Source organism: Roseofilum capinflatum BLCC-M114, from assembly GCF_030068505.1.
Taxonomy (GTDB): domain Bacteria; phylum Cyanobacteriota; class Cyanobacteriia; order Cyanobacteriales; family Desertifilaceae; genus Roseofilum; species Roseofilum capinflatum.
Genome location: NZ_JAQOSO010000043.1, coordinates 526 through 22,855 on the forward strand (window position 1 = coordinate 526; position 22,330 = coordinate 22,855).

Annotated in this window: 17 protein-coding genes and 1 pseudogene; 8 read left to right on the forward strand and 10 right to left on the reverse strand. The window is 46.6% G+C overall.

From position 1 onward, the window contains the following. Nucleotides 1-593: pseudogene (locus PMG25_RS08560) on the forward strand (DUF4912 domain-containing protein); the annotation flags it as partial. Nucleotides 594-811: 218 nt separating this feature from the next. Here PMG25_RS08560 and PMG25_RS08565 read toward each other — a convergent pair. Beyond that, entirely contained in the window at nt 812-3,013 is a 2,202-nt protein-coding gene (locus tag PMG25_RS08565) for a phosphoketolase family protein (RefSeq protein ID WP_283766483.1), read from the reverse strand. A gap of 286 nt (nt 3,014-3,299) precedes the next feature. Here PMG25_RS08565 and PMG25_RS08570 point away from each other — a divergent pair, with 286 nt between their 5' ends. Next, a complete protein-coding gene (locus tag PMG25_RS08570) occupies nt 3,300-4,478 on the forward strand; it encodes an iron-containing alcohol dehydrogenase (protein ID WP_283766484.1) in 1,179 nt (392 codons plus the stop codon). 174 nt (nt 4,479-4,652) lie between these two features. Next, nucleotides 4,653-4,934 carry a Mo-dependent nitrogenase C-terminal domain-containing protein gene (locus tag PMG25_RS08575; protein WP_347178784.1) on the forward strand — a complete coding sequence of 94 codons (282 nt, stop codon included), beginning with the start codon at nt 4,653-4,655 and terminating at the stop codon, nt 4,932-4,934. 72 nt (nt 4,935-5,006) lie between these two features. Here the strand turns inward: PMG25_RS08575 and PMG25_RS08580 are convergent, their stop codons facing one another. Both PMG25_RS08580 and PMG25_RS08585 read right to left on the reverse strand, forming a co-directional pair. Further along, nucleotides 5,007-5,405, reverse strand: a complete 399-nt coding sequence (locus PMG25_RS08580; protein ID WP_283754798.1) for a type II toxin-antitoxin system VapC family toxin — start codon at nt 5,403-5,405, stop codon at nt 5,007-5,009. Further along, complete coding sequence (locus PMG25_RS08585) at nt 5,393-5,611, reverse strand: hypothetical protein (RefSeq protein WP_283754799.1); 219 nt, start codon at nt 5,609-5,611, stop codon at nt 5,393-5,395. The genes PMG25_RS08580 and PMG25_RS08585 overlap by 13 nt, the downstream gene beginning before the upstream one ends. A 118-nt stretch (nt 5,612-5,729) precedes the next feature. Between PMG25_RS08585 and PMG25_RS08590 the strand changes: the two genes are divergently transcribed. The 3 genes from PMG25_RS08590 to PMG25_RS08600 all read left to right on the forward strand — a co-directional run bounded on the left by PMG25_RS08590 (nt 5,730) and on the right by PMG25_RS08600 (nt 10,114). Next, on the forward strand, nt 5,730-7,061 hold the full coding sequence (locus tag PMG25_RS08590) for a four-carbon acid sugar kinase family protein (protein ID WP_283766486.1): 1,332 nt from the start codon (nt 5,730-5,732) through the stop codon (nt 7,059-7,061). A 152-nt stretch (nt 7,062-7,213) separates the two neighbouring features. Further along, entirely contained in the window at nt 7,214-8,041 is an 828-nt protein-coding gene (gene psbO, locus PMG25_RS08595; RefSeq protein WP_347178785.1) for a photosystem II manganese-stabilizing polypeptide, read from the forward strand. A gap of 417 nt (nt 8,042-8,458) precedes the next feature. After that, on the forward strand, nt 8,459-10,114 hold the full coding sequence (locus tag PMG25_RS08600; protein WP_283766488.1) for a mechanosensitive ion channel family protein: 1,656 nt from the start codon (nt 8,459-8,461) through the stop codon (nt 10,112-10,114). A gap of 58 nt (nt 10,115-10,172) precedes the next feature. Here the strand turns inward: PMG25_RS08600 and PMG25_RS08605 are convergent, their stop codons facing one another. Beyond that, complete coding sequence (locus PMG25_RS08605; RefSeq protein ID WP_283766489.1) at nt 10,173-13,436, reverse strand: SpoIIE family protein phosphatase; 3,264 nt, start codon at nt 13,434-13,436, stop codon at nt 10,173-10,175. A gap of 220 nt (nt 13,437-13,656) precedes the next feature. Beyond that, complete coding sequence (locus PMG25_RS08610) at nt 13,657-14,400, reverse strand: DUF4114 domain-containing protein (RefSeq protein ID WP_283766490.1); 744 nt, start codon at nt 14,398-14,400, stop codon at nt 13,657-13,659. A gap of 288 nt (nt 14,401-14,688) precedes the next feature. Here PMG25_RS08610 and PMG25_RS08615 point away from each other — a divergent pair, with 288 nt between their 5' ends. Next, nucleotides 14,689-17,547 carry a CHAT domain-containing protein gene (locus tag PMG25_RS08615; protein WP_283766491.1) on the forward strand — a complete coding sequence of 953 codons (2,859 nt, stop codon included), beginning with the start codon at nt 14,689-14,691 and terminating at the stop codon, nt 17,545-17,547. 74 nt (nt 17,548-17,621) lie between these two features. On the opposite strand, the gene PMG25_RS08620 is transcribed toward PMG25_RS08615, so the two are convergent. Further along, nucleotides 17,622-18,473, reverse strand: a complete 852-nt coding sequence (locus PMG25_RS08620) for a hypothetical protein (protein WP_283766492.1) — start codon at nt 18,471-18,473, stop codon at nt 17,622-17,624. Nucleotides 18,474-18,716: 243 nt separating this feature from the next. Between PMG25_RS08620 and PMG25_RS08625 the strand changes: the two genes are divergently transcribed. Beyond that, complete coding sequence (locus PMG25_RS08625) at nt 18,717-19,520, forward strand: OmpA family protein (RefSeq protein ID WP_283766493.1); 804 nt, start codon at nt 18,717-18,719, stop codon at nt 19,518-19,520. A gap of 44 nt (nt 19,521-19,564) precedes the next feature. Here PMG25_RS08625 and PMG25_RS08630 read toward each other — a convergent pair whose 3' ends face one another. The 4 genes from PMG25_RS08630 to PMG25_RS08645 all read right to left on the reverse strand — a co-directional run bounded on the left by PMG25_RS08630 (nt 19,565) and on the right by PMG25_RS08645 (nt 22,299). Further along, nucleotides 19,565-20,056: a YajQ family cyclic di-GMP-binding protein gene (locus PMG25_RS08630; protein WP_347178786.1), complete on the reverse strand. Its 492-nt coding sequence runs from the start codon at nt 20,054-20,056 to the stop codon at nt 19,565-19,567. Nucleotides 20,057-20,121: 65 nt separating this feature from the next. Next, nucleotides 20,122-20,535, reverse strand: a complete 414-nt coding sequence (locus PMG25_RS08635; protein WP_283766495.1) for an MAPEG family protein — start codon at nt 20,533-20,535, stop codon at nt 20,122-20,124. Between the two features lie 19 nt (nt 20,536-20,554). Further along, on the reverse strand, nt 20,555-21,058 hold the full coding sequence (locus PMG25_RS08640) for a DNA-processing protein DprA (protein ID WP_283764113.1): 504 nt from the start codon (nt 21,056-21,058) through the stop codon (nt 20,555-20,557). Between the two features lie 167 nt (nt 21,059-21,225). After that, nucleotides 21,226-22,299 carry a phosphotransacetylase family protein gene (locus PMG25_RS08645; protein WP_283766496.1) on the reverse strand — a complete coding sequence of 358 codons (1,074 nt, stop codon included), beginning with the start codon at nt 22,297-22,299 and terminating at the stop codon, nt 21,226-21,228. Nucleotides 22,300-22,330 lie beyond the last annotated feature (31 nt).

The window sequence follows — 22,330 nt, forward strand, 5'->3', positions numbered from 1 at the left end:
TGTCCGGTGCAGGTTTAACCATGTCCGGTGTCGGTCAAACCATGTCCGGTGCAGGTTTAACCATGTCCGGTGTCGGTCAAACCATGTCCGGTGCAGGCTTAACCATGTCCGGTGTCGGTCAAACCATGTCCGGTGCAGGCTTAACCATGTCCGGTGTCGGTCAAACCATGTCTGGTGCAGGCTTAACCATGTCCGGTGTCGGTCAAACCATGTCTGGTGCAGGCTTAACCATGTCCGGTGTGGGTATGGAAATGCCTACCATGTCTGGTGTACATATGTCTGGAGTGGGCTTCTCCGCACCTCCTATTCAACCCCGCAAGTTCTGGTTAGTCGCTGATGCAGAACTCATCGTGTATGGTGCAACTGAACCGGATGCTACGGTTACCATTGGCGGTAAACCCATTAAACTCAATCCAGATGGAACATTCCGGTTCCAGATGTCTTTCCAAGATGGTTTAATTGATTATCCGATTATGGCAGTTGCTGCTGATGGAGTACAAACCCGTTCCGTTCACATGCAGTTTACTCGCCAAACCCCTTCTCGCGATACGAATACCAAAGAAGAGGCGGCTTTAGAATGGGTTGAATCCTAAACCAAAGGTCTTGCTCTCCTGAGTCAAGGATTGAATCTCCGCTTTTACTGATACCCGGTTTTGTCAACCGGGTTTTTTTACAGCGCAGCCATCTCCGAAAGTGACAAAAGAGGGATATAGCGGTTAAGGTGGGCAGGGCGTAAGGTTGTCGAAGATGAATCAACAGCCGACTTCTCCTGCCCACCCTACAATGATCGGATTTGAGATTCTGATCTGTTCTAACGGCCTAACAATTCTTCTGCTCGCTTGGCCAAGTTTTCCGCCCTCAAGCCGTTGTAGGCCATAATTTCCCCAGCGCTGGAAGCGGTTTCTCCCCGTTTCCAGGCAAAGGTATCGCGCTTGCAGGTACTGCGTAACATTACTGGCTCTAACAGGGCACTCGCTCCTCCTGTGATACCAATTAAGGCATCGCCAGCAAACAAGCGCTCAAAACCAGCATCATCTAAGAAGTGGCTATCCTTTTCTGTGCAAGTTTCCCAGGCTACGTCAGTCGGGCGATATAACCGTCGGGGATTAATGACGGAAACGATACGCACGCCAATGCCTTCATCTTCTAATTCTAGGGCGGCTTCAAAGGTGGGAATGAGGGGCATATCGCCAATTACGGCAAAGACTACTTTTTGTTTGCCTTCGGTTTCATGGAGAATGATTCCTCCATCTTGGAGGGCTTGGCGAGTTTGGTCGAGGGTGGTGCGAATGGGTAAGGGGGATTTACTGGCCGTAATCGTAATTCCCTTGTTCTTGGTTCCTACTGCCCATTCATAACAGGCTTGAATACTATTGGCATCACAGGGGAACAGGGGGAAAATATTGCCGTTCCGCATCATGGCGGCAAAATAGTTTTCAATTTCTGGCCGTTGGTGCGTCCAACCGTTGCGTCCTTGCTCTAAGGCTCCGGCAGTAAAGAGGGTGATGGTGGAGGGGGTGGGACGGCGCAGTTCTGCCATGGCTTGGGTGACGGTTTGCCAAATGGGTAGGCCGTTGATGGCGAAGGATTCGTAGGAACACCAGAGGGTACGCGCTCCAAAGAGGGCAAGGGCGGCGGCTAAACCGGAACAGGCATCTTCACTTAAGGGTTCGTAAACTTGACCTTCAGGCCCTTGGAAGTAGTCTTCGTCGGGGGTGGGGTGAAGGATTTGCAGGCCGATGTTGACGTTGTTGATGCCGGATGCGGCGTTACCGTCGGCGTTGGTGAGTAGGAAGTTGGGGTCGGTTTTGCCGACGTGAACGATTAACTCGCCCATGGCGGTGGTGGCTACTTTTTTGTCGCCTTTGATGGGGTATTCGGTTAAGGGGAGCTGGCCGAGTTCGGGGAGGGGGAGTTCTTGTTCGGTGACGACATGGTGGGAAGCGGGGCCTCCGGCGGAGCGCTCGAAGTTGGTGCGGACGAGTTGCCAGGCTTCGGGGGTGAGGGCCCGTTGTTGGAGGGCGTTGACGATGTAGTCTTTTTCGGTGCTGTCTCCGGGATAGAGGTTGTGGGATTTTGCGCCCCGTTTGTGGACTCCTGCGCCTTTGAGTTGTTTGACGATGAGGACGGTGAGTTTGCCGCCTAGGGCGGATTGGGCGGCTTGGTGGGTGGCTTCGAGGATTTCTTGGACAAATTCGAGCCGGTTTTTGAAGGAGAAGTGGGTGCTGTCTACATAGTCTCCGGGTTGGTTGGTGTCGTCGAAGTCTTTGGCGTTGACGAGGATGACTTCTTCAAAGCCGTTGCCTTCCCAGTATTGGATCATTTCTTCGTTGGTTTTGGTGGAGACCATGCTGTGGTGTTCCTGGGAGTAGCCGTTCCAGACGAGGATGGGGAGGAAGTTGGTGACCTGGGGGAAGGCGGTGTGGAAGTGGGCGAAGCTGCTCATGATGTAGGGTTCGCCGAGTCCACCGTCGCCGATGGTGACGGGGAAGAGGATGCCGGGGTGGAGTTTGGCTCCGGCCATGGCGAAGTGTTGTCCTTGGCCGAGGGGGCCGGCTGGGTTGAGGAGTCCGGGGATTTGGCCGGAGAGGTGGCCGAGGAGTCCGTGCATTTCTCGGAAGCGTTCGCGCATTTGTTGGACGGTTTGGATGCCCATGTCTTCGAGGGAGCGGTCGAGGAACATATTGCTGTAGAATCCGGGGGCGTGGTGACCGACTTCGGTGAGGATGTTTTTGTGACCGAGCATGACGAGGGCGGCGATCGCATCGGCTATGCTGGCAAATCCACCGGGGTGTCCGGATTGTTTGGAGGCGGTGATTTGCAGGGTGAGATATCGCAGGGCATCGGCGGCGAGCAGGGTTTGGTAGGCGGCCCGCTCGTCACTGGGGGCGCTAATGGCGGTTTGTCCGGCTTCAATGGCGGGTTGGGTTCCGTAGGTTTCAAATTCTGGGAGGCGATCGGCAAAAACCTGAATACCTTGACAAAAGGAGGGTAGGGTGGTAGTGGCGCTCATGAGTAAAAAAATCCTCTGATGGGGTTGGAGATCGTTAAATAAATCTTACAATGTTAACGGCCTGTCCTTGGGCGATCGGCTATTGGTTCATTGCGTAGCAAACTATTGATAAAATTCAATAGATAAGGCTTGTTCTATCAGAAATAGTAAGGTGTAAGGGTGAAAAGTCGGTGGTAGTCTTCACTGAGAGATAAAGCTATCAAAAGTGAGCGACGATCTACACTGAGATCGATTACTTTGGAGAAATAGAAACTGATTGCTCCCCTAGAGTTGAGAACCCCTGTTGATGAAAGCGTTTAGTTTTGCCAAGGTTCCCCCGATTTATTGTGGTGCTGGCCAAGTCCGAGAATTAAGGAGTTTAATTGCCCAATTTGAGGGTAAGAGGGTGCTGTTGATTACGGGGGCCGAGTCTTTGCAAGCGTCGGGTCAGTTCGATTCCATTCAGGCACAGTTGAATGAGTCAGCTCAGGTGGTTCATCATGGGGTTTGCGATCGCGAGCCGACGGATGCTCTGATTGATGGTATCTGTGAGGAGATCCGTGACTTATCGATTGATGCGATCGTCAGTATTGGCGGTGGTAGTGTGATTGATGTGGGAAAGGCGATCGCCTGTGATATTCCTCCAGAGTCTGGGGCGATCGAGCATATCCAAGGTATGGCAACGAATCCACGGCTGACGCACTCCAAAATTCCCTTAATTGCTATTCCCACTAACTCTGGCACGGGAAATGAAGTGACTCCGAAAATTGCGATCGACCGGATAGGTGTTCCAGGAACCAAAACCTTTTTCACTCACCCCCAATTTATGCCAGATGCTGTGATTCTTGACCCGGAACTGCATATTTCCTGCTCTCCTGAGCTAACGGCTACCTGTGGGTTAGTGACTTTGGCGCATTTGATGGAAGCCGAGTTTGCTCTTCATACCTCGGTCTTAACGGAGGCGATTATCTGGAGTGGCTTAGAAGCGCTCAAAGATAATTTACTCCTTGCTTGTGCAGTTGGAGCTGGGAGTCAAGCAGTGCGGGGAAAAATGGCCTATGCTTCCTGTGCATCGGGGATTGGTCAAGCGAATAGCTCTGTGGGACTGCTGCAAGCTCTTTCCCTGATTCTCAGTAGTTTTTGCCCCGTTCCCTATCGCATAGCCTGTAGCACGTTGGCGGGTTCTGCTCTGCGGGTGAGTCTCAGGGCTTTGCGTACCCGTTATACCCAAAATCCAATTCTGCTGAAAATGGCTAAGGTGGGAGAACTCTTTGATGGCCGTACTCAGCAGAGCCACCATTATTATTGTGATGCCTTGGTCAATATTGTGGAAGCCTGGGTGCAAATTTTACCGATTCCTCGTCTGGGAGAATATGGTATTAAGACCCAAGATCTGCCTCCTGTGGTTGAAAAGACCCTCGATTCCTGTCCTAATGTGGATCTGTATCGGGATGAGATCTACGCCATCTTACAGGATAGATTGTAGGGCTATGGGCGATCGCGGGTAATGGGTAAGCTCACCTTATGAGAGATAAAAAAATATTATATTTCAAAAGGCTTGCAATCCAATCAGCTTATGCATACACTAAAAGTATGAAAGCAATAGGAGCAATAACTAATGTTCAACTTCCTCTTTACCCAACGCCCTGCTAACCCTGAAATGCAAGGAAACAATAACCCCATCAAACGGTACTTACAACCTTTACGGCAATGGCTCAATCGCTTTGAAATTCGTGACGAAAGCATGGCTCATTTCCTCTGTCGTATGATTCCCGTTCAATGTCCTTTTGCCCGCGATCTTTATTTGTTTGGTCGCAAAATTGGACATATTCCCCCCTTATGCAAGTTAAATCCCCTCTATGAAGAAGTCATTGCCTTGCGATTCCGCGCTTTGTGTTATTTAGCTGATGAATGTGGACAAGATATTCGCATTTATTGTTAAGCGCACCGCGCTGGTAATCGGTAAAACACACTCTCTCCCAAAGGTATAGATCGCCGTACTTTCCTCAGTTGCTTACATCAGCAAATCCCTTAGCTCTGGATATCGTCGAATCGAGCCATCAATTGTAGCTAATTGTGCTTGGTATTCTATTGCTGTAGCTATAATAATTCTGTCAAACGGATCTCGATGAATGGGTGATAGCTGCACTGCACGAGAAGCAATCTTTGGAGTCAGAGGAAAAAGAGAAATTCCGGAGGGATCTAACGCTTCTTGCAACCAAAGATCGAGAGTATAGGGCAATGATAAGCGTCCGCGTTGTCCTGCTAAAGCTACTTCGTAGCAAGAGACTGAAGCTATACCGACTAAACTTGCTGTTGAGATGATGTCTACCCAAGCAGTAGGAAACCGTTCCCATTGGAGATTAACAAACCAGATCCAGATGTGGGTATCTAAGAGAATTATTTCAGGCATTCCCAATCGTTTTCATCCACAATAGGACTGACCAAATCTCCTGTAATTTTAGCTTTGCCTGCAATTAAGGGTGAAGGTTGGCGGCGTTGTCCAGTAGAGGTGGGAAACTCTTCTAGAATAGAAATGGCAATGCGAGCTGAATGAATGGGGGGTTTTTGGGTCAACCACACAATCTTACCATTTTGATATAAGGCTTCGTATTGCATAAGTTTCCCTCTAAATTGACTGCCTAGAGATATTATAACTTCCAGACCAATAGAAGTGTAACATGGGCAGGGGACAGAGTTTGGTATAATTTGACGAGTTATTGCTCGACCCAAACCCATGAGTACCCAACCGAAAATAATTGTTCTTGACGACGATCCTACCGGATCGCAAACGGTGCATAGTTGTTTGTTGCTGATGCAGTGGGATGTGGAAACCCTGCGGTTTGGCTTAACGGATGATTCGCCAATTGTGTTTATTTTAACGAATACGAGGGCGTTGACTCCGGAGGAAGCGCGGCAGGTGACGGTGGAGGTGTGCCAAAATTTGAAGCAGGCGATCGCCGCAGAAAAGATCGAAAATTTCTTAGTCGTCAGTCGTTCCGACTCTACGCTTCGGGGCCATTATCCCATTGAAACGGATGCGATCGCCGCCGAACTCGGCCCCTTTGATGGCCATTTTCTCATCCCCGCCTTCTTTGAAGGGGGACGGATCACCCGCGATAGTATCCATTATCTGATGGTGGACGGCACGCCTACCCCCGTCCATGAAACGGAATTTGCCAAAGATTCTGTTTTTGGCTACTCCCACTCCTATCTTCCCGATTATGTGGCTCAAAAAACCCAAGGTCAAATTAGCAGCGATCGCGTCCAACGGTTTCTCCTCGAAGATATTCGCGAAGGCAGCTTTGACCGTCTCATGACCCTCACCGATAATCAATGTGGAGTCGTAGACGCAGAACACCAAGTTGACCTAGACTGGTTTGCCGGCGACCTATTGCGAGCCAGTTCCCATGGTAAACGCTTCCTCCTTCGCAGTGCCGCCAGTATTCTCACCTCCCTAGCCCAACTGCCCCAGCAACCGGTAATGGCCGAACATATGAATCAATATGTGCGCGAAGGCCAACCCGGCGTAATATTGGTCGGCTCCCATGTGAAAAAAACCACCGAACAACTCACCGAACTCCTAAAAGAGCCAGAAATTAAGGGCATAGAAGTGGATGTCAGCACTTTACTCAAAAATGACCCTAACAGCCAAGAAAGCCTGATCCAGAGCATTTTAAGCCAGGTTCAGGACATCCACAGCCAAGGGCGAACCCCGGTTATTTACACCTCGCGCCAAGAACTCACCTTTCCCACCATTCAAGCGCGACTCGACTTTGGTAAACAGGTGTCGCAAGTGCTAATGACGGTGGTTGAGAACCTCCCCGAAGACATGGGCTATTTAATCAGCAAAGGCGGCATTACCTCCAATGATGTCCTCAGTCACGGGTTAAGATTGCGATCGGCTCGTCTACTTGGCCAAATTCTCCCCGGATGCTCCCTCGTGCGTACTCCCATCGACCATCCCCGGTTCCCCAACCTACCCGTGGTACTCTTTCCTGGAAATGTGGGAGATCGCCACGGGTTAACCACCGTCTATCAACGATTAAACCAGCAATCTGCTCACTGAACCCCCTGAACGGGATCTTAGCCGTACCATTTTATGAAATTATGGTTAAAAGAGTTTTGGCGATCCCCGATCCTGAGCCATCTATCCTCAGTTGGGGAGCAGCAGAACTCCGTTGGAGGAAAACACATTTGGTCAACGCTAACCACTCAACTATGAAATACCGCGCTTTTATTTCTGTCATTCTAGCCTTGTGTTTGAGTCTGATTACCGCCTGTAGTGAAGGCCCAGCCGTAGGCAGCGACTACACCTATGATGATATTAGAAACACAGGTTTAGCCAACAACTGTCCCCAATTGGAAGAAACCGCTAGAGGTTCTATCCCCCTAGATCCCAGCAAAAGCTACATCTTGACTGATTTATGCTTGCAACCTAATGATTATTTTGTCAAAGAAGAAGCGACCAGCAAGCGCAAAGAAGCTGAGTTTGTACCCGGTAAAGTCCTTACCCGCAAAACCTCCAGCCTCACCCAAGTCTATGGAGACCTCACCTTTAGCTCAGATAAAGCCCTGACTTTTGCTGAAAAAGGTGGGATTGATTTCCAGATTATTACCGTACTCCTACCCGGAGGCGAAGAAGTCCCCTTCTTCTTCACCATCAAAAATCTAGTCGCTAAAACTGAACCGGGTTCAGATAGTGTCAACACTTCAACTGATTTTGAAGGGAAATTCCGCGTTCCCTCCTATCGGGGAGCCACTTTCCTCGATCCTAAAGGTCGGGGGGTAGCGACAGGTTATGATAACGCCGTTGCCTTACCTTCGAGTGCAGACGCTGAAGATTTGACCCTGGCGAATGTGAAACGGGTTCAAGTCGGTGAAGGAGAAATTTCTTTACAAGTCACGAAAGTTGACCCCAGCACAGGAGAATTTGGTGGGATTTTTGTCAGTGTCCAACCTTCGGATACGGATTTAGGGGCTAAAGAACCTGTAGACGTGAAAATCAAAGGAATCTTTTACGGTCGTGTAGAAGAAGACTTGAGCTAGTTTAATTCAATTACTAAAGCCTGCTGTAGGGGTGGACTCTCGTTCACCCCTTTATTTTTTTGTATAAAAATAATAAATTCTGTTCTACTTAATAAGCGCAGCCTAAATCGATAATAAACTTTACATTTTGATAGACTTTTCTGATTTACACTGAGAATCTGAGAGTTAAACATCAAGGCTCTCAGTGTAAATCAATCCTATCAAGTCCAATTAAACAACTATACATTCAAGTCATCCTAGGGTGGGCAAGATATCCTTCTATAGTTTATTGATTAACAGTGAGACACCACGATCTATCGACAACGCCCGTATATGTAGGGGCGAACGGCCGTTCGCCCCTACAACCTACAACTTGATATCACAAGCCCACTCAATAAAGCAGCCAAGAATCATAGAGTAGACAAGAGAGGAAACCTCATGATTAATTTTTACAATCTATCGATTATTTTTGCGGAATTATTCATTGTTTTAGTCACATTTATGGTTCTGCACTGGCTGCTGAACTGGTTATTCAAAAAAAGTTATCATTTATCATGGCTTAAAGACAAAAAAAGCTCAATTAATAATATTCGCAAAATCTCCAAAAAAATTCTAGCCTTTTCCTGGTTTATACTCAGTCTTGCCATTATTCTATTCAATGTCTTTTTGATCTATCGAGGAGAACAAAATCTACCTCGGTACACCCTAGAGTTATTTCAAAACATTCCCAAAGAGTTCTGGCAAACACTCCTCTATGGAATCTTTATCAGTGGCGGTCTAATCATCGTTACTTTAACCATCATCCGTTACCTCGATCCACTGCTAAAAAAAGCTGGGAAACGGGTCAAAGACTTTGCTGTTTTCGCTAAATTAACCTCAGTTTACGATCAAACTGATGCATTTTTAGAGAAAGCTCAATTTCATTTCACTAATACACTTTGGCTGGTTACACTCTATCTCAGTGGCTACTTTTTTAAGTTGCCGCAACAAGGATTAAATTACCTAAGAACTCTATTAATTGGTTATCTCATTATCGCCTTGAGTATCCTCACCTTACAGGCAGCAACAGCAATTATTGATAGCCTAGATAACTTAGTTGAATCTTACTTTAAGCCAGAAACTTTAATTTATCGATACTACAGCAATCTCAAGCATCTAGTTCCCTTTGCCAAGCGATGCTTAGAAGCCCTCATTTATGTCAACATGGTGACTCAAGTCATTAGCTTAATTCAGACTATTACTGGGTTGGCTAATGTGGGGGAAAAACTGGTCAATTTAATTGTCATTATTCTCCTCAGTCGGGTCTTTATTGAACTGGTTCAACTTCTGCTTGAAGAAGTCATGCTCACGGATAAAAATTTATCCGAGACTCAACAACAACGGAGAATGACCATTACTCCCCTACTGCAAAGTTTATCTAAATACCTCATCTACTTTGGCGCTGGTGTTTGGATTTTAGATGTATTTGAAATTGATCCTACTCCCATTTTAGCCGCAGCCGGTTTATTGGGTTTAGCAGTAGGCTTAGGGGCACAAAACTTGATTAACGATATGGTCAGTGGGTTCTTTATTTTATTTGAAAACTATTATTTAGTTGGAGATTTTATCGAGACAGGAGACGCTTCCGGAGTCGTAGAAGCCATTGAACTGAGAACCACTCGCATCCGCCATCCCAACGGTCAAGTGTATATTATTCGCAATGGAAATATTGAGGAAGTCGTAAACTATTCAAGAGATTATATTTATGCTGTCGTTGATATCCCGATTTCCTATGAAGCTAATGTCAAGAAAATCTATGGAATTTTGCAACAAGTCAGTGAAGAGTTACAAGCAAACTACCCAGAAGTCTTAGAACCGATTGACTTCAATGGGATTGAAGAATTCACCCCCTCTCATATGACAATTCGTACTATGACTAAGCTCAAACCCACAAGTAACCCTAGAGGGATTCATGACGAAATTCAAGGAGTTGTCCGGGACATGATTAAAGAAGCTTTTGATAAATCCGGAATTCCCCCTCTTTTACCCCAACGAATTATTCGATTCAAATCTCCAGAAGATGGTAAAATAGACTTACTCAAACCCGATCATTAGTCTGTGACTTAAATCATTTAGACTAGCTATATAGTCGATTCAATTAACAGTGAGACGATTATTTTTGTTTCAGGATCACTAGAGCCATATCATCAAAGACTTTATGCTCCCCAATGTGATCCTGGACATCGGCAATAATGGCTTGGCGAATGTCTTCAGCCGATCGCTGGTGATTGGCTTGAACCACTTCACAGAGTCTCTCGATACCATATCGACCCTTGTCAGCACTGGGTGCTTCCGGAATGCCATCACTATAGAGAACCACTACATCCCCAGAATGCAGGGGAATTTGACATTGGGCAATAAACTCATTAATGTTGGCTTCTAAACCCAGGGGAAGTCCAAGATCTATAGTATCAATTCTTTCTATCGATCCATCCCGGCGAACGACGATCGCTTCTTCATGTTGTCCGCTCAGTTGAATGACTCCATTGCTATAGTCGAGAAGCGCAAGAGTCATACTTTTATCAGAGTTGATGCGCTCGATATTGCCATAGAGAGTCCGATTGAGAATGGAGAGAAATTCTACAGGATCGGTTTGTTGACTTTCTTGCAGGGTACGGACGGCAGTTTGAGCCATAATCATGATGATACTGCTTTCGAGACCATGGCCGGTGACATCGCCAATACCGATTTTCAGGCGATCGCCCTCAACCAACACATCATAGTAGTCTCCACCCACCTCTTCAGCCGGTTGCATATATCCAGCAATATCCAAAGCGGCGATCGCCTTTAACTCATCAGCAGAAGGCAACACCATCTCTTGCATCCGGCGAATAATATCCAACTCCGCACTTAAATACAAATTCTCCGCCTTCAAACGCTTCAAATTGAGCTGAGTCCGCAACCGTGCCAATAACTCATCCTTAGCAATGGGTTTGCTCAAATAATCATTCGCCCCCACATTCAAACCCGTCACAATATCTTGAATTTGAGTTTTAGCCGTCAGTAACAAAATCGGCAACTCCGTCGCATTAAACGTTTTTCTTAATCGCTTCGTAACCTCATATCCCGTCATTTTCGGCATCATCACATCCAGCAAAATCAAATCCGGTTTTAACCCATCACGAATTAAGTCTAAAGCTTCTTGACCCGTACTCGCTTGCCAAATTCCATAATTTTTCAAAGATAAATGATTCACCAACACTTGACGATTCACCGGCTCATCATCCACAATCAAAATTTTTAATTGATCGTCGATCTCCACCGGCTCCATAGATTCAGAACCCGTTAATCCTTCCTCCTCAGACATCGCAGACATAGCATCAAAATTTTGGAGCGGTACACTTAAGGCAGACCTCTCGACTTCACCGGAAGCAATAGGTAAAGTAAACGTAAACCTCGATCCTTGATTAATCTGAGAAGTTACCGTAATTGTTCCCTGATGTAGTTCGATCAGTTGCTTGGTAATCGCTAACCCTAATCCCGTTCCCCCATATTCCCGTTCCGTTGAACCATCCGCTTGCTCAAAAGAGGCAAAAATTTGATCAAACTTATCTTCTGAAATACCAATTCCCGTATCCGACACTGAAATCGATAGATGAGAGTGATGATCGCCAGAGTAAATCAATTCTGCACTCACTTCTACAGTTCCTGATGGCGTAAATTTAATCGCATTTCCCACTAAGTTATACAAAATTTGTTGCAGACGGTTTTCATCAGCTTCTGCGGGAGGAAACTCCACAGGAATACTATTAATCAGTTCTAAGTCTTTTTTCCCGACTAACGGCTTAGATAAAGTTAAGACAATTTCGACAATAGAATGTAAATCGACCGCTTTCAGTTGCAAGCTAATGGTCTGATGTTGTAACTTAGAAAAATCTAAAATATCATTGACCAAATTAGACAACCGACGAGCGCTGGCAATAATCGTAAATAAGTTAGAACGAGTCGCTGGTTTTAGCTCACCCGTGACTCCATCAATCAAGGATTCCGCAATGCCAATAATCCCATTTAAGGGCGTTCTGAGTTCATGGGAGGTATTAGCTAAAAATGTATTTTTAATTTCATCGAGTTGTTTCAGGTCTTCATTTTTTCGGGCTAAATCTTCTTTTTGACTCTCTAGAGTTTCAAAAGAGGATTTGAGCTGATTCGCCATAGAATTAAATGAGCGAGCCAACTCTCCTAATTCATCTGTCCGATTGATATCGACACTATTTTGCCATTCCCCACTAGAGATTTTTTTGGCCGCTTCATTCAGATTAAAAATGGCTTGTACAATCCATCGAGAAGTGATAATTCCCACAACGGTTGCTACCCCCAACGCGGCTAAACAGAGGAAAATAGTGGTACGATTGTTTTCATGGATTTTCGCCATGAAATCCGACTCTGGCACAATCACGACAATGAGCCAATCTAATCCATAATCATCTGTATAGGGAGTGACTTGAACCAGTTGCCATTGTCCCTCTTGTTCAAAGCGCAATTGTTGAGAATTAGAGATATCTTTTAAGTTCTCAAAGTTGGCATGTAAAAATTGAGCGGTATTTTGAATTAACGGATCGGCAATCTGATCAGCTTGAATACGTTTTTGCTCTTGATTTTCTTCAATAAAGGGTAAATCGCCAGTGGAAGAAGCCACTAATAAGCCATTGCGCTCGATAATAAAGGTTTCTCCCGTTTTTCCCACTTCTAGTTTTTCTAGGAAATCGGCGATCGCCAGCAAAGATAAATCTACCGCAAAGACCGCTTCTAGGTCACCGTCCTGATTATAATAGGGACGCACCGCAGGTAAGGCCACATTGGGATAGGGTGCTACCCAAACATAGATATCTCCCCAAACCGGTTTACCCGCTTTTTTAGCGGCTAAATACCAAGGTCGAGTTAATACATCATAACCGGGAACTTCGGATAATAACTCCGTGCGATCGCCGCGTTTATTCGTGGCATAGGTTTCAAAACTTTGATCTGGACTATCGGTTCTCGAATAGGCAACATTGGGAATGCCATCAACTACTTGCTCTGCACCACTAAATAACTCGGATGGCGTGCCTAAATAGATATAGGAGGCTTCGGGAAAAAGCTGGATTTGTTGCCAAAAGTGGCGCTCTAATCCTGTAATGTCTTGTAGATCTAATTTCTCTAATTCTAAATCATGGGCATTAATTTCGTTAATTAAATGGGGTGTGTCTAGATAGGTATTCAAATGTTCTTCAATTCGATTCGTAATTTCTTCCCGTAACTGAGTTGCTAATTCTTCAACAGCCTCCTGACCATTGCGATATGACCAATATCCAGTCAATCCAACAACAGCAAAAATTTGCACTAAAAATGGTACAATTAGCACCATCCGTAACGGCAATTTCCCAGATGCTTTATTCATCCATCGGTTTAGCACTATCATCAATGGGGAAAGCTCTCCTCTCTAGAAGGTTTAGGTTCTCAACTATCTTATCAAGAGGTAATTAATATTTGTAACCGATTGCTGTTTGTTGAGCAACAGTGTTGGGCATGGATTTAAAAAATCTGTAGGGGTGAACAGCCATTCACCCCTACATCTACATCTAGTCTTTTGAGCGTCTAATCTTTAGTTTCAGATTGGATTAAACTTCTTTCTTGCTTTTACGCAGACCTGCTATCCCGAATGCAGCTAATCCTAAAACAGCAGCCGTGCTGGAAGGTTCAGGAACGGAAACTCCAGTGCCAGTAATTCCCCGAACAGCAATCACTACATCGTTGAAATCCCTATCTGACCATCCTCCATCATCAATATGAACACCATAGAGGTCTTCAAATCCTAAAATAACCCAATTTTCTTCCTCAATGTTGTCAAAATATTCATAGGCAACTAGGTGCTGCAAACCATCAGGATTCAAGGCAACATCAGTACCATAGATATGACCGTTCTCTTTCTGTGCGCCGTCAGCTTCAATCATAAAATTTAGGGAAGTATCACCGGTAAAGGTTCCCAAGCTTACCCCTTCTCCTAACTGCATGGGCCCATCGGTTTCTGGGATAATGCTGTCTGGAGAAGCAATATCATCAAAAATCATTTGTGCTGCTCCACCATTAGCGGAGTAGAGCAATTGGTTGCGGAATACTGCCCCTTCATTGATAAAGAACACATCTACAGAATCTGCTCCTTGAGTCCAGCGTAAGGTTTCTGGGTCTAACTCCAACAGACTCGCAGCACTATCTTCCATTTGCAGGCGTTCTTGTCTGACCATTGAGTTAAAGGTATTAAATAAGTCAGATCTTAAGGAGAGTGCATAGGCCGAGGGTGCAGAGAGTAAAGCTGTAGTTGTAGCAGTAGCAAGGGCCAGGGTACGAGCTGTATGGGATTTCATTGGATTAACTCCGTTTTGTAGAAATGAGTAGTAAAGCGTAGTAAATATTGTGTCAATACTGTAGGGAAGAACCTGATGATTATCAAAAATATGATGATCAAAAATAAAATATACGCTCTTCCATGCACCCTTGGAAATTTTTGTTGTTACAATCTATTATAAGAATCAATACAGAGATTTGTCTTCCGTAGTTTCTCTGAATTTTGGGCGAGACTTGTTTGAATCTTTTATAAAGACTTCATAATTTATGGGGAATTTATGGACAATATAGGGAGTAAGGAGACAATCATGGTGAGTTTCAAGGCTACAAAAGTTTATTTAAGCACACTCTGTACGGTTGTGGTTTCGGGATTATGGGTCGGTTTTCCCCTAGGAAGCTCTTCCGTGGCGCAGGTGCGATCTTTTCAAGATTGGTGCGAGGATAGCAGGATATCCCCATCACAAAAGCATACGGTGTCTGTGTTATTGCAGATGGCGGAAACCTCAGACTGTGGGGAAGCGCAGCAGGTTTTAGGGGAGTTTATTAGTCTGGATTTAGTCAACCGAGAGATTGAAGATATTGCGCCGTTGTCGAGTTTGACTCATTTGAAGGGGCTGAATTTGAGTTTTAATCAGATTCGGGATATTACGCCTTTGGGGAATTTGAGTCAGCTCAGTTTTTTGTTGTTGTCGGGGAATAAAATTGAGGATATTACGCCTTTAGGGAATTTAAGTCAGCTTAGTTATGTGATTCTCGATCGCAACCAAATCCGCAACCTACCCCCATCTTTCCCTAATTTACGCCAATTAACGGCGCTGGATCTGCAAAATAACCCGTTAGTGGAGAAAAAGTGCCCGGTTACTCCGGCAACCGTCTGTTTATTCAGTGATGATGCTTTGGATGTGTTTGCCCAAGGGGAACAAGCCTATCAACAGGGGAATTTTGAGGAAGCGTTAACGAGGTTTGCCCAGGCTAGGGAAGTGTATCAAGAGAGTGGCGATCGCCGCAAGGAAGCCGATAGTCTCAATCGTATGGGGGATATTTACAGCCAACTGAGCGAATATGCTAAGTCGATTACCATCCGTTTGCAAGCTTTAACCCTTCGTCGCTCCTTGCAAGACTTACCCGGAATTGGAGCATCCCTGACCAGTTTAGCCGATAGTTATGAGAAATTAGGACAATATTCCCAAGCGCGATCGGCTTTGCAAGCAGCGCTGGAGAATATGGAAGCGCAGGAACAGGGGGGTATTCCCTTGGAAGGGGGACTCTATGAACTGCCCAAGGATCAGGGCGAGTTGCATAATTCTTTGGCACGGGTGCAGAATAAGATGGGCGAGCATGAAGTGGCGCTCCAGTCTGCCCAAACTGCCCTCAAGTATTACAACTTGCTGCCGGATGGCTATGATGGCAAAGACTTTGGCATCCGCAATACCTTCGATCAAATTGGCATCACCTATGGCTATTTAGAGCAGTTCCAGCAAGCCGAATCTTTTCTCAATCAAGCGCTTGAGCTAGGGGAACAAATGGGCGATCGCGCCGGTATAGCCAGTAGTTTAACCCATTTGGGCCAAGTAGCCAGCGCTCAAGGAGACACCCAAACGGCTTTGGACTCCTATCGCCAAGCGTTGGAGATTCGGAAAGAAATTGGCGATCGCGCCGGATCGGGTATAATTCTCAATCAAATTGGCGCAGTCTATCTCAGCCAAGATGATTATAGCCGCGCCATCCCCCCCTTACAAGAAGCCATTACCCTGTGGGAATCTCTGCGCCCCGGTTTACGCGATAGCGATAAAGTCTCCCTGTTTGAAACCCAAATTACCACCTACGAACAATTGCAACAGGCACTCATTGCCGAAGAGCAAACCGAAGCCGCCCTAGAAATAGCCGAACGCGCCAGAGCCAGAGCCTTTGTAGAACTGCTTGCCGCTCGCTTAAGCGGTCAAAGTGCAGAAACCTTTGATACGCCCAACCCGCCCACCTTAGCGGAAATCCGCCGTATTGCCCAAGAACAACAAGCCACCCTGGTGCAATATTCCATCGTCGGAGAGACGCTGTATATTTGGGTAATTCAGCCCAATGGACTGATTGAGCTGCGATCGCAAAACCTAGAAGACTTAGGCATTACCCTAGAAGATGCCGCCGAACGTACCCGCGTCGCCGCCGTCACCGGCAGAAGTCGCGGCGTTCAACAGGGAGTCAATGACTGGGTACAAGCCACCCGCTCCGGAGTCCAAGACAACGAGCTAGAACCCCCTGCCAACACCCAAAAACGGAGCGTTAACCGTCGATTAAGGAAAAGCTACGAACTCCTAATTGAACCCATTGTCGATTTACTGCCCAATAATCCCCAAGAAACCGTCATCTTTATCCCCCAAGGCAGCTTATTTCTAGTCCCCTTTCCCGCCTTACAAGATCAACAAGGGGTATATCTGATCGAGAAACATACCCTACTCACCGCCCCGTCCATTCAAGTCTTAGGACTCGCTCGCCAACGCACCCAACAACTCTCCTCCAATCTCACCGGTGCATTAGTCGTTGGCAACCCCAAAATGCCCAGCCTAGCCGAGTCTCCCGAAGGCAAACCGGAACCCCTTGACCCCCTCCCCGGTGCAGAAGCAGAAGCCCTCGTCATTGCCGATTTACTGGGCACTGAACCCCTGATTGGAGCCGAAGCCACCGAGGAAAACATCGCCCAACAGATAGAAAACGCCCCATTGATTCACTTAGCCACCCATGGCTTATTAGATGAGCTGGAAGTCTTAGGATTTCGCACCCCCGGAGCCTTAGCCCTCACTCCCACCGGCAATACCCGCGCAACCGATGGCTGGCTGACTTCCGAGGAAATCCTCGATCTCAATTTAACCGCTCAGTTGGTGGTTCTCAGTGCTTGTAACACGGGACGAGGGGATATTACCGGAGATGGCATTATTGGCTTATCCCGCTCCCTGATTGCGGCGGGAACCCCTAGTGTATTGGTCTCCTTGTGGGCAGTTCCAGATGCTCCCACCTCCGAGTTAATGCAGGCATTTTATCGGGAATTACCCACAAGCAATAATCGCGCCGCCGCCTTGCGTCAAGCCATGTTAACCACCTTAGAGACCTTTCCCAATCCTAAAGCTTGGGCGGGTTTTACCTTAGTGGGAGAAGGAAGAGTGATGAACGATTAAAACGTCCCTAGAGGTAAAACAAGGGGCCTCAGCCCCTTGCTCAACTCTGATGAAGCGCATTACCCTGAACAAAGTTAACGACGATAATGAGCTTGGGGGCCAGCCCAAGCTTCCGAGACAGAACGGCCAAAGGTCTGAGGCCGATCGCCCGTTGCCAGTAGTGTTTTACCCTCTGGATTCACTGCCCACATCGGCCAATTCTCATCTCCGAGAATACCAGCTCGAAATAGCACATGGTTAGCATTATGTTCTGACCAACCGAGGAGTACCGCATGGCTATAATCCACCTGAGAAGGGGCGATTGTGGTCGTTTTATTTAGATTACGGTTCCAAATTACTGCATAATCTGATACTGTAGAAGAACTAAACAAGCCTTCAAACTGCCGCGCCAGCAGGCGATCGCCCAACTCTGACCAAGACACCGGCACTAACATGGTAATCACCCCTGGCAACTGCGCTTCTGGGTTACCATCAAAGGGATTATTCGCCAAAGGAGAAGCAGCCGTCACCACCTCTAGATTACCGGTTTGTAAATTCTCCAAAAACATCACACTGGTGACTCGACTCGAATGCAGTTGCGCTCGGACTTGAAACTGAATCCGACTATAGGCCGCATATTGGCCATCGGGAGACACCAAGGAAGGAGTCCGATAATAGCGCAGTCCTGAACCATCGGCCGCAGAAACTTCTGCATAGGTATTCATGACCCAATTCCAGGGAATCGGATAGGGACTATCGAGGGGATCGCTATATTCTGAAGTTGGGTTCATGGGGGTTGCAGCAGCTTCAGGGGTAGAATTACCAGAGGCCGAATCTTTCATGGCCCCAGCCATTGCAGATTTAGGCAGCAGCAGCAGTAACAGTGCTAACAGCAGCACTGAGGGGTTAGTTAAGAGCGATTTTAGGCTCTGTGGGAATTTAGGCATCGAACTTCAATCTCGCGTATGGGGGATGGGTGAGAAGCAAAGCCCCAGTGAGGAGTATGAGTCCTTCCTGTTTTTACTAGGGTACAGGGAATTGGGCTTTAAAAGGAAGGGGTTGGGAAGAGATTTAAAATTTCTTTGTGTTCTTGTGGCGATCGCACTGCTCAGGTGACGATTTTACGTTACGATTCTTTTGGTCTCTCAATCCGGGGCTGACCCATTCGGCTGATTGTATAGAACCTATCTGTGACTGAAGCACCTGATTCCCCAACCCCTCCCACTCCCCCCTCTCCCCCATCTCAGGGAAATATGGTTACGTTTCTCTTGGTAACCCTATTTCGCCTGTTATTGCTGGGGGTGAGCAGCTCTATGGCCTTTATTTTGGGTATAGCGATCGCCTTCTTTTACCCCGATCCCAATCCCCAAATGCCCTGGATTGAACGGGTTTTGCAGCAACCGTTTAATCCCCTCAACGCCCAATGGTGGCAATTTCGCCCTTCAGCCACTGTCCCTCCCCTGAGTCTAGAACAGCGCCAGCAGGCCCAAGCTGAGTTCAATCAACTTCGATTAGACTTCAACACCTGGGAAAATCGCCTCACCCAGTTAGAAGTCCAACTCAATCAACCCTTTCCCCAAAAACCGATTAAGACTCGCCTGAGTTTACTCGAGCAACAGTTATCGGCTCAATTGGGTCACGCTTCTCCCAAGGTCTTCATGGTAACGCTACCGAGTGACTTACTGTTTGAAGGCGATCGCACCACCCTCAATCCCAAACAATCGGAGTTACTCGATAGCCTGATTGCCGACTTACGCAATTTTCCCGATACGACCATTCAAATTAACGCCTATACGGATAATTTAGGCGATACCCAAGAAAACCTAGACCTTTCCTTACAACAAGCAGAATCGGTTTATGAATATCTTTATGCTGGGTTAGGAGATGGCTACCATTTCCTCCGAGTGGGTTATGGAGAAACTCAATTCTTAGCCGCTAATGACTCCGACTCAGAAAGACAACGCAACCGTCGAGTGGAGATTATCATCGAATAGGCAGATGGGGAGATGGGAAGATGTCCCATTCCCCATAACCCAACTTAACGATAATTAGTAAACTGCAAGTCCACCGGTAAATCTTCCTGTTTCAACATCTGAATCACCTGTTGCAGATCATCTTTCGACTTAGATGACACCCGCAAAGAATCCCCTTGAATCGAGGCTTGTACCTTCTTAAACTCATCCCGAATGCGCTTATTAATCTTTTTGCCTAAATCCTGATCGATACCGCGCTTGAGCTTAATTTCCTGACGGACTCGGTTGCCTCCAGCCGCCTCGATGTCTCCAAATTGGAAAATTTTCAACGAGAGTTTACGCTTGGCGGCTTTAGTCCGCAAAATGGTAGTCACCGATTCTAAGGTTAAATTACTATCGGTATTGATGGTAATCGTATCGTCTACCAACTCCACCGTCGTTTTCGAGTCCTTTAAATCATAACGGGATTTAATTTCCCGTTCGGTTTGGTCTAGAGCATTCACTAACTCTTGTTGGTCAAAGTCACTAACTACATCAAAGGAATAGGAAGAAGCCATAGGAACAATTAAGACACTATCGAACACCATATGAGTGTATCCCCAATTTCGGGGAAAGCCAAAACCTAACTGCTCACTTGCAGAAAGCTTAAGGCAAACAGAGTTAAATTGCACAAGGAGCCAATGCCAAACATGAGCGATCGCCCCAAGGGAATGTTAAAAATATAAAAGATACTATATAACCCACGAGCGATCAAGAACACTAAGGCTGCCCAACCGGCCACCATAGAGTCTACTCCAGTGGCATAGGCCATCCCCGCAGCCGCCGCAAAAAGCATAAAGGCCTCAATCGAATTTTGGTGGGCCCAATTGGCTCGTTTCGCATAATCTGGCAATTGATCCGAGAGCGCTCTAGGGGTTTCTAAATAAGCCATCCCCCCTTGAAAGCGGGCATAGGCGACCCAAAGAAAGGGAAAATAGATTAAAAACGCTGCTCCAGCGATCGCATAGAGTAACAGAGCAGAAACAGAAACGGACAAACCTATCACCTCATAATCATCAATCAAAGTAAAACAAGGTTACCACTTTACGCTGCTCTTCTGCATCACGGCAAGTTTGCAATAAAGTCCAGCTATCGTGAAACGCAAAACAAATCAGTTGCTGACATCGGGTAATAATTTCCCCATTACACAACGAACTCGCTTCACCCAAAGACAATTCATTGTTCTCTGGTTTTTCCACCAAGTGAATCACTTGTTCGAGTAATTTTCGAGATTCTCTCGGTTGACGGTCTAAGCTTTGAGGCAAAATGACGGTCAGTAAATTGGGATCTGCCCGCATAGCTCCTCGGACTGCGGCAAAATTCGTGCCCGTTGCTCCAGAGGTAATAATGTGGTTTCCCGATAGAACCAGGGAATAACTCATCGTTTCAATCAGATGTTGATGAGTTATGGGGACATGGCGAGAACCGAGGAGGGCCAGCCGCTTTGATCCAGTTTGCTGGATCGTTGCCAGTTCTTGCTCTAGGGTATCAAATTTAGGAATTTCTAAGGATTGACTCAATGCCAATAACAACTAGGCTCTACGACGGAGTTATTCTAGCAGATAATTTGTCGGATGAGGGGAATTCCATAGCGCTCGGCACTGGCCAATAGGGAGTAGAGAGTAAGAAATTAGGAGTCAACAATGGGCTATATCTCCCCCATCTCCCTATCTCCCTATCTCTCCATTTAATTGCTCTTGAGGGAGTCCAACAGCCGATCGAGGTCAACGTGGGCAGAGGTCAACTCAGACATACACTGGACTTTAACTGGCTCTTGGATCGGTACTGTGCCGAAGGCATTATCAATAATTTCCACAGTGGTTAAGGTATCGAGATCTACTGTAAGAATAGGAATTTCCAACTCTTCAGCTCGACTAATAATGAGTTCTGAGGGAGACAGATGGCCGGTGAGAATTAAACATTGGGTCGAAGTTTCCAGGGCCGCCAATTGAATATCGGTTCGATCGCCCCCAGTAACGACGGCCATATTTTCCGCTTTACGGAAGTATTTCAGAGCTGAATTGACGTTCATGGCTCCGATCCGCAAACTCTCCACCATCAAATCTAGGCGATCGGCTCGACATAACACAGTTGCTTCTAGGCGGCTAACCAATTCCCGAACACTAATACTACGCAATAAATTACTGCGGGGGAGCTGGCCCAAGATGGCAATGCCTTGAGATTCGAGATAGGGGGCAAACTCTTGGTCAAACCTCTCGATAAAGTCGGCAGTAATATCATTAACGACAATTCCGATCAGGCGATCGCCCAAACGCTCCTGAGCTGACAAAGCCTGATCGATCACCTTTTGGCCATCAAACGGAATCACCAATACAATTCCCGCCGAGAGTTGATCGGCCATCTGTGCTAAAGACAAGCCAAACAATCTCCCTTCATCCAAAGTCCCTGGCCCTTCCAATAGCACTAATTGCTCCGGAGATGGGGGATAATGGGGTTCAAACGTGACTTGGCCCTTACCTGCATTACCCTGGGATAATCGCTGTTGAATGGTCTGTTGATCCATGGAAACCAACGTCGGATAGAGGCGATCGGCAGGTAGATCTAGGATTTGTGCAATAAATGCCCCATCCTCATCCATTCCTTTAACCATCAGGTTTCCATGTCCCGTCGATAAAGGCTTACCATAGGCAATATCGAAGCCTCGCTCTTTTAGTTGCGCTCCAAGCCCTAATAATGTTGCTGACTTACCACTGTAGGATTCTAGGGAACCTATTAGTAGATATTGGCTGATACCCGTCACACACGCACTCCCAACTTGTTAATCATCATGA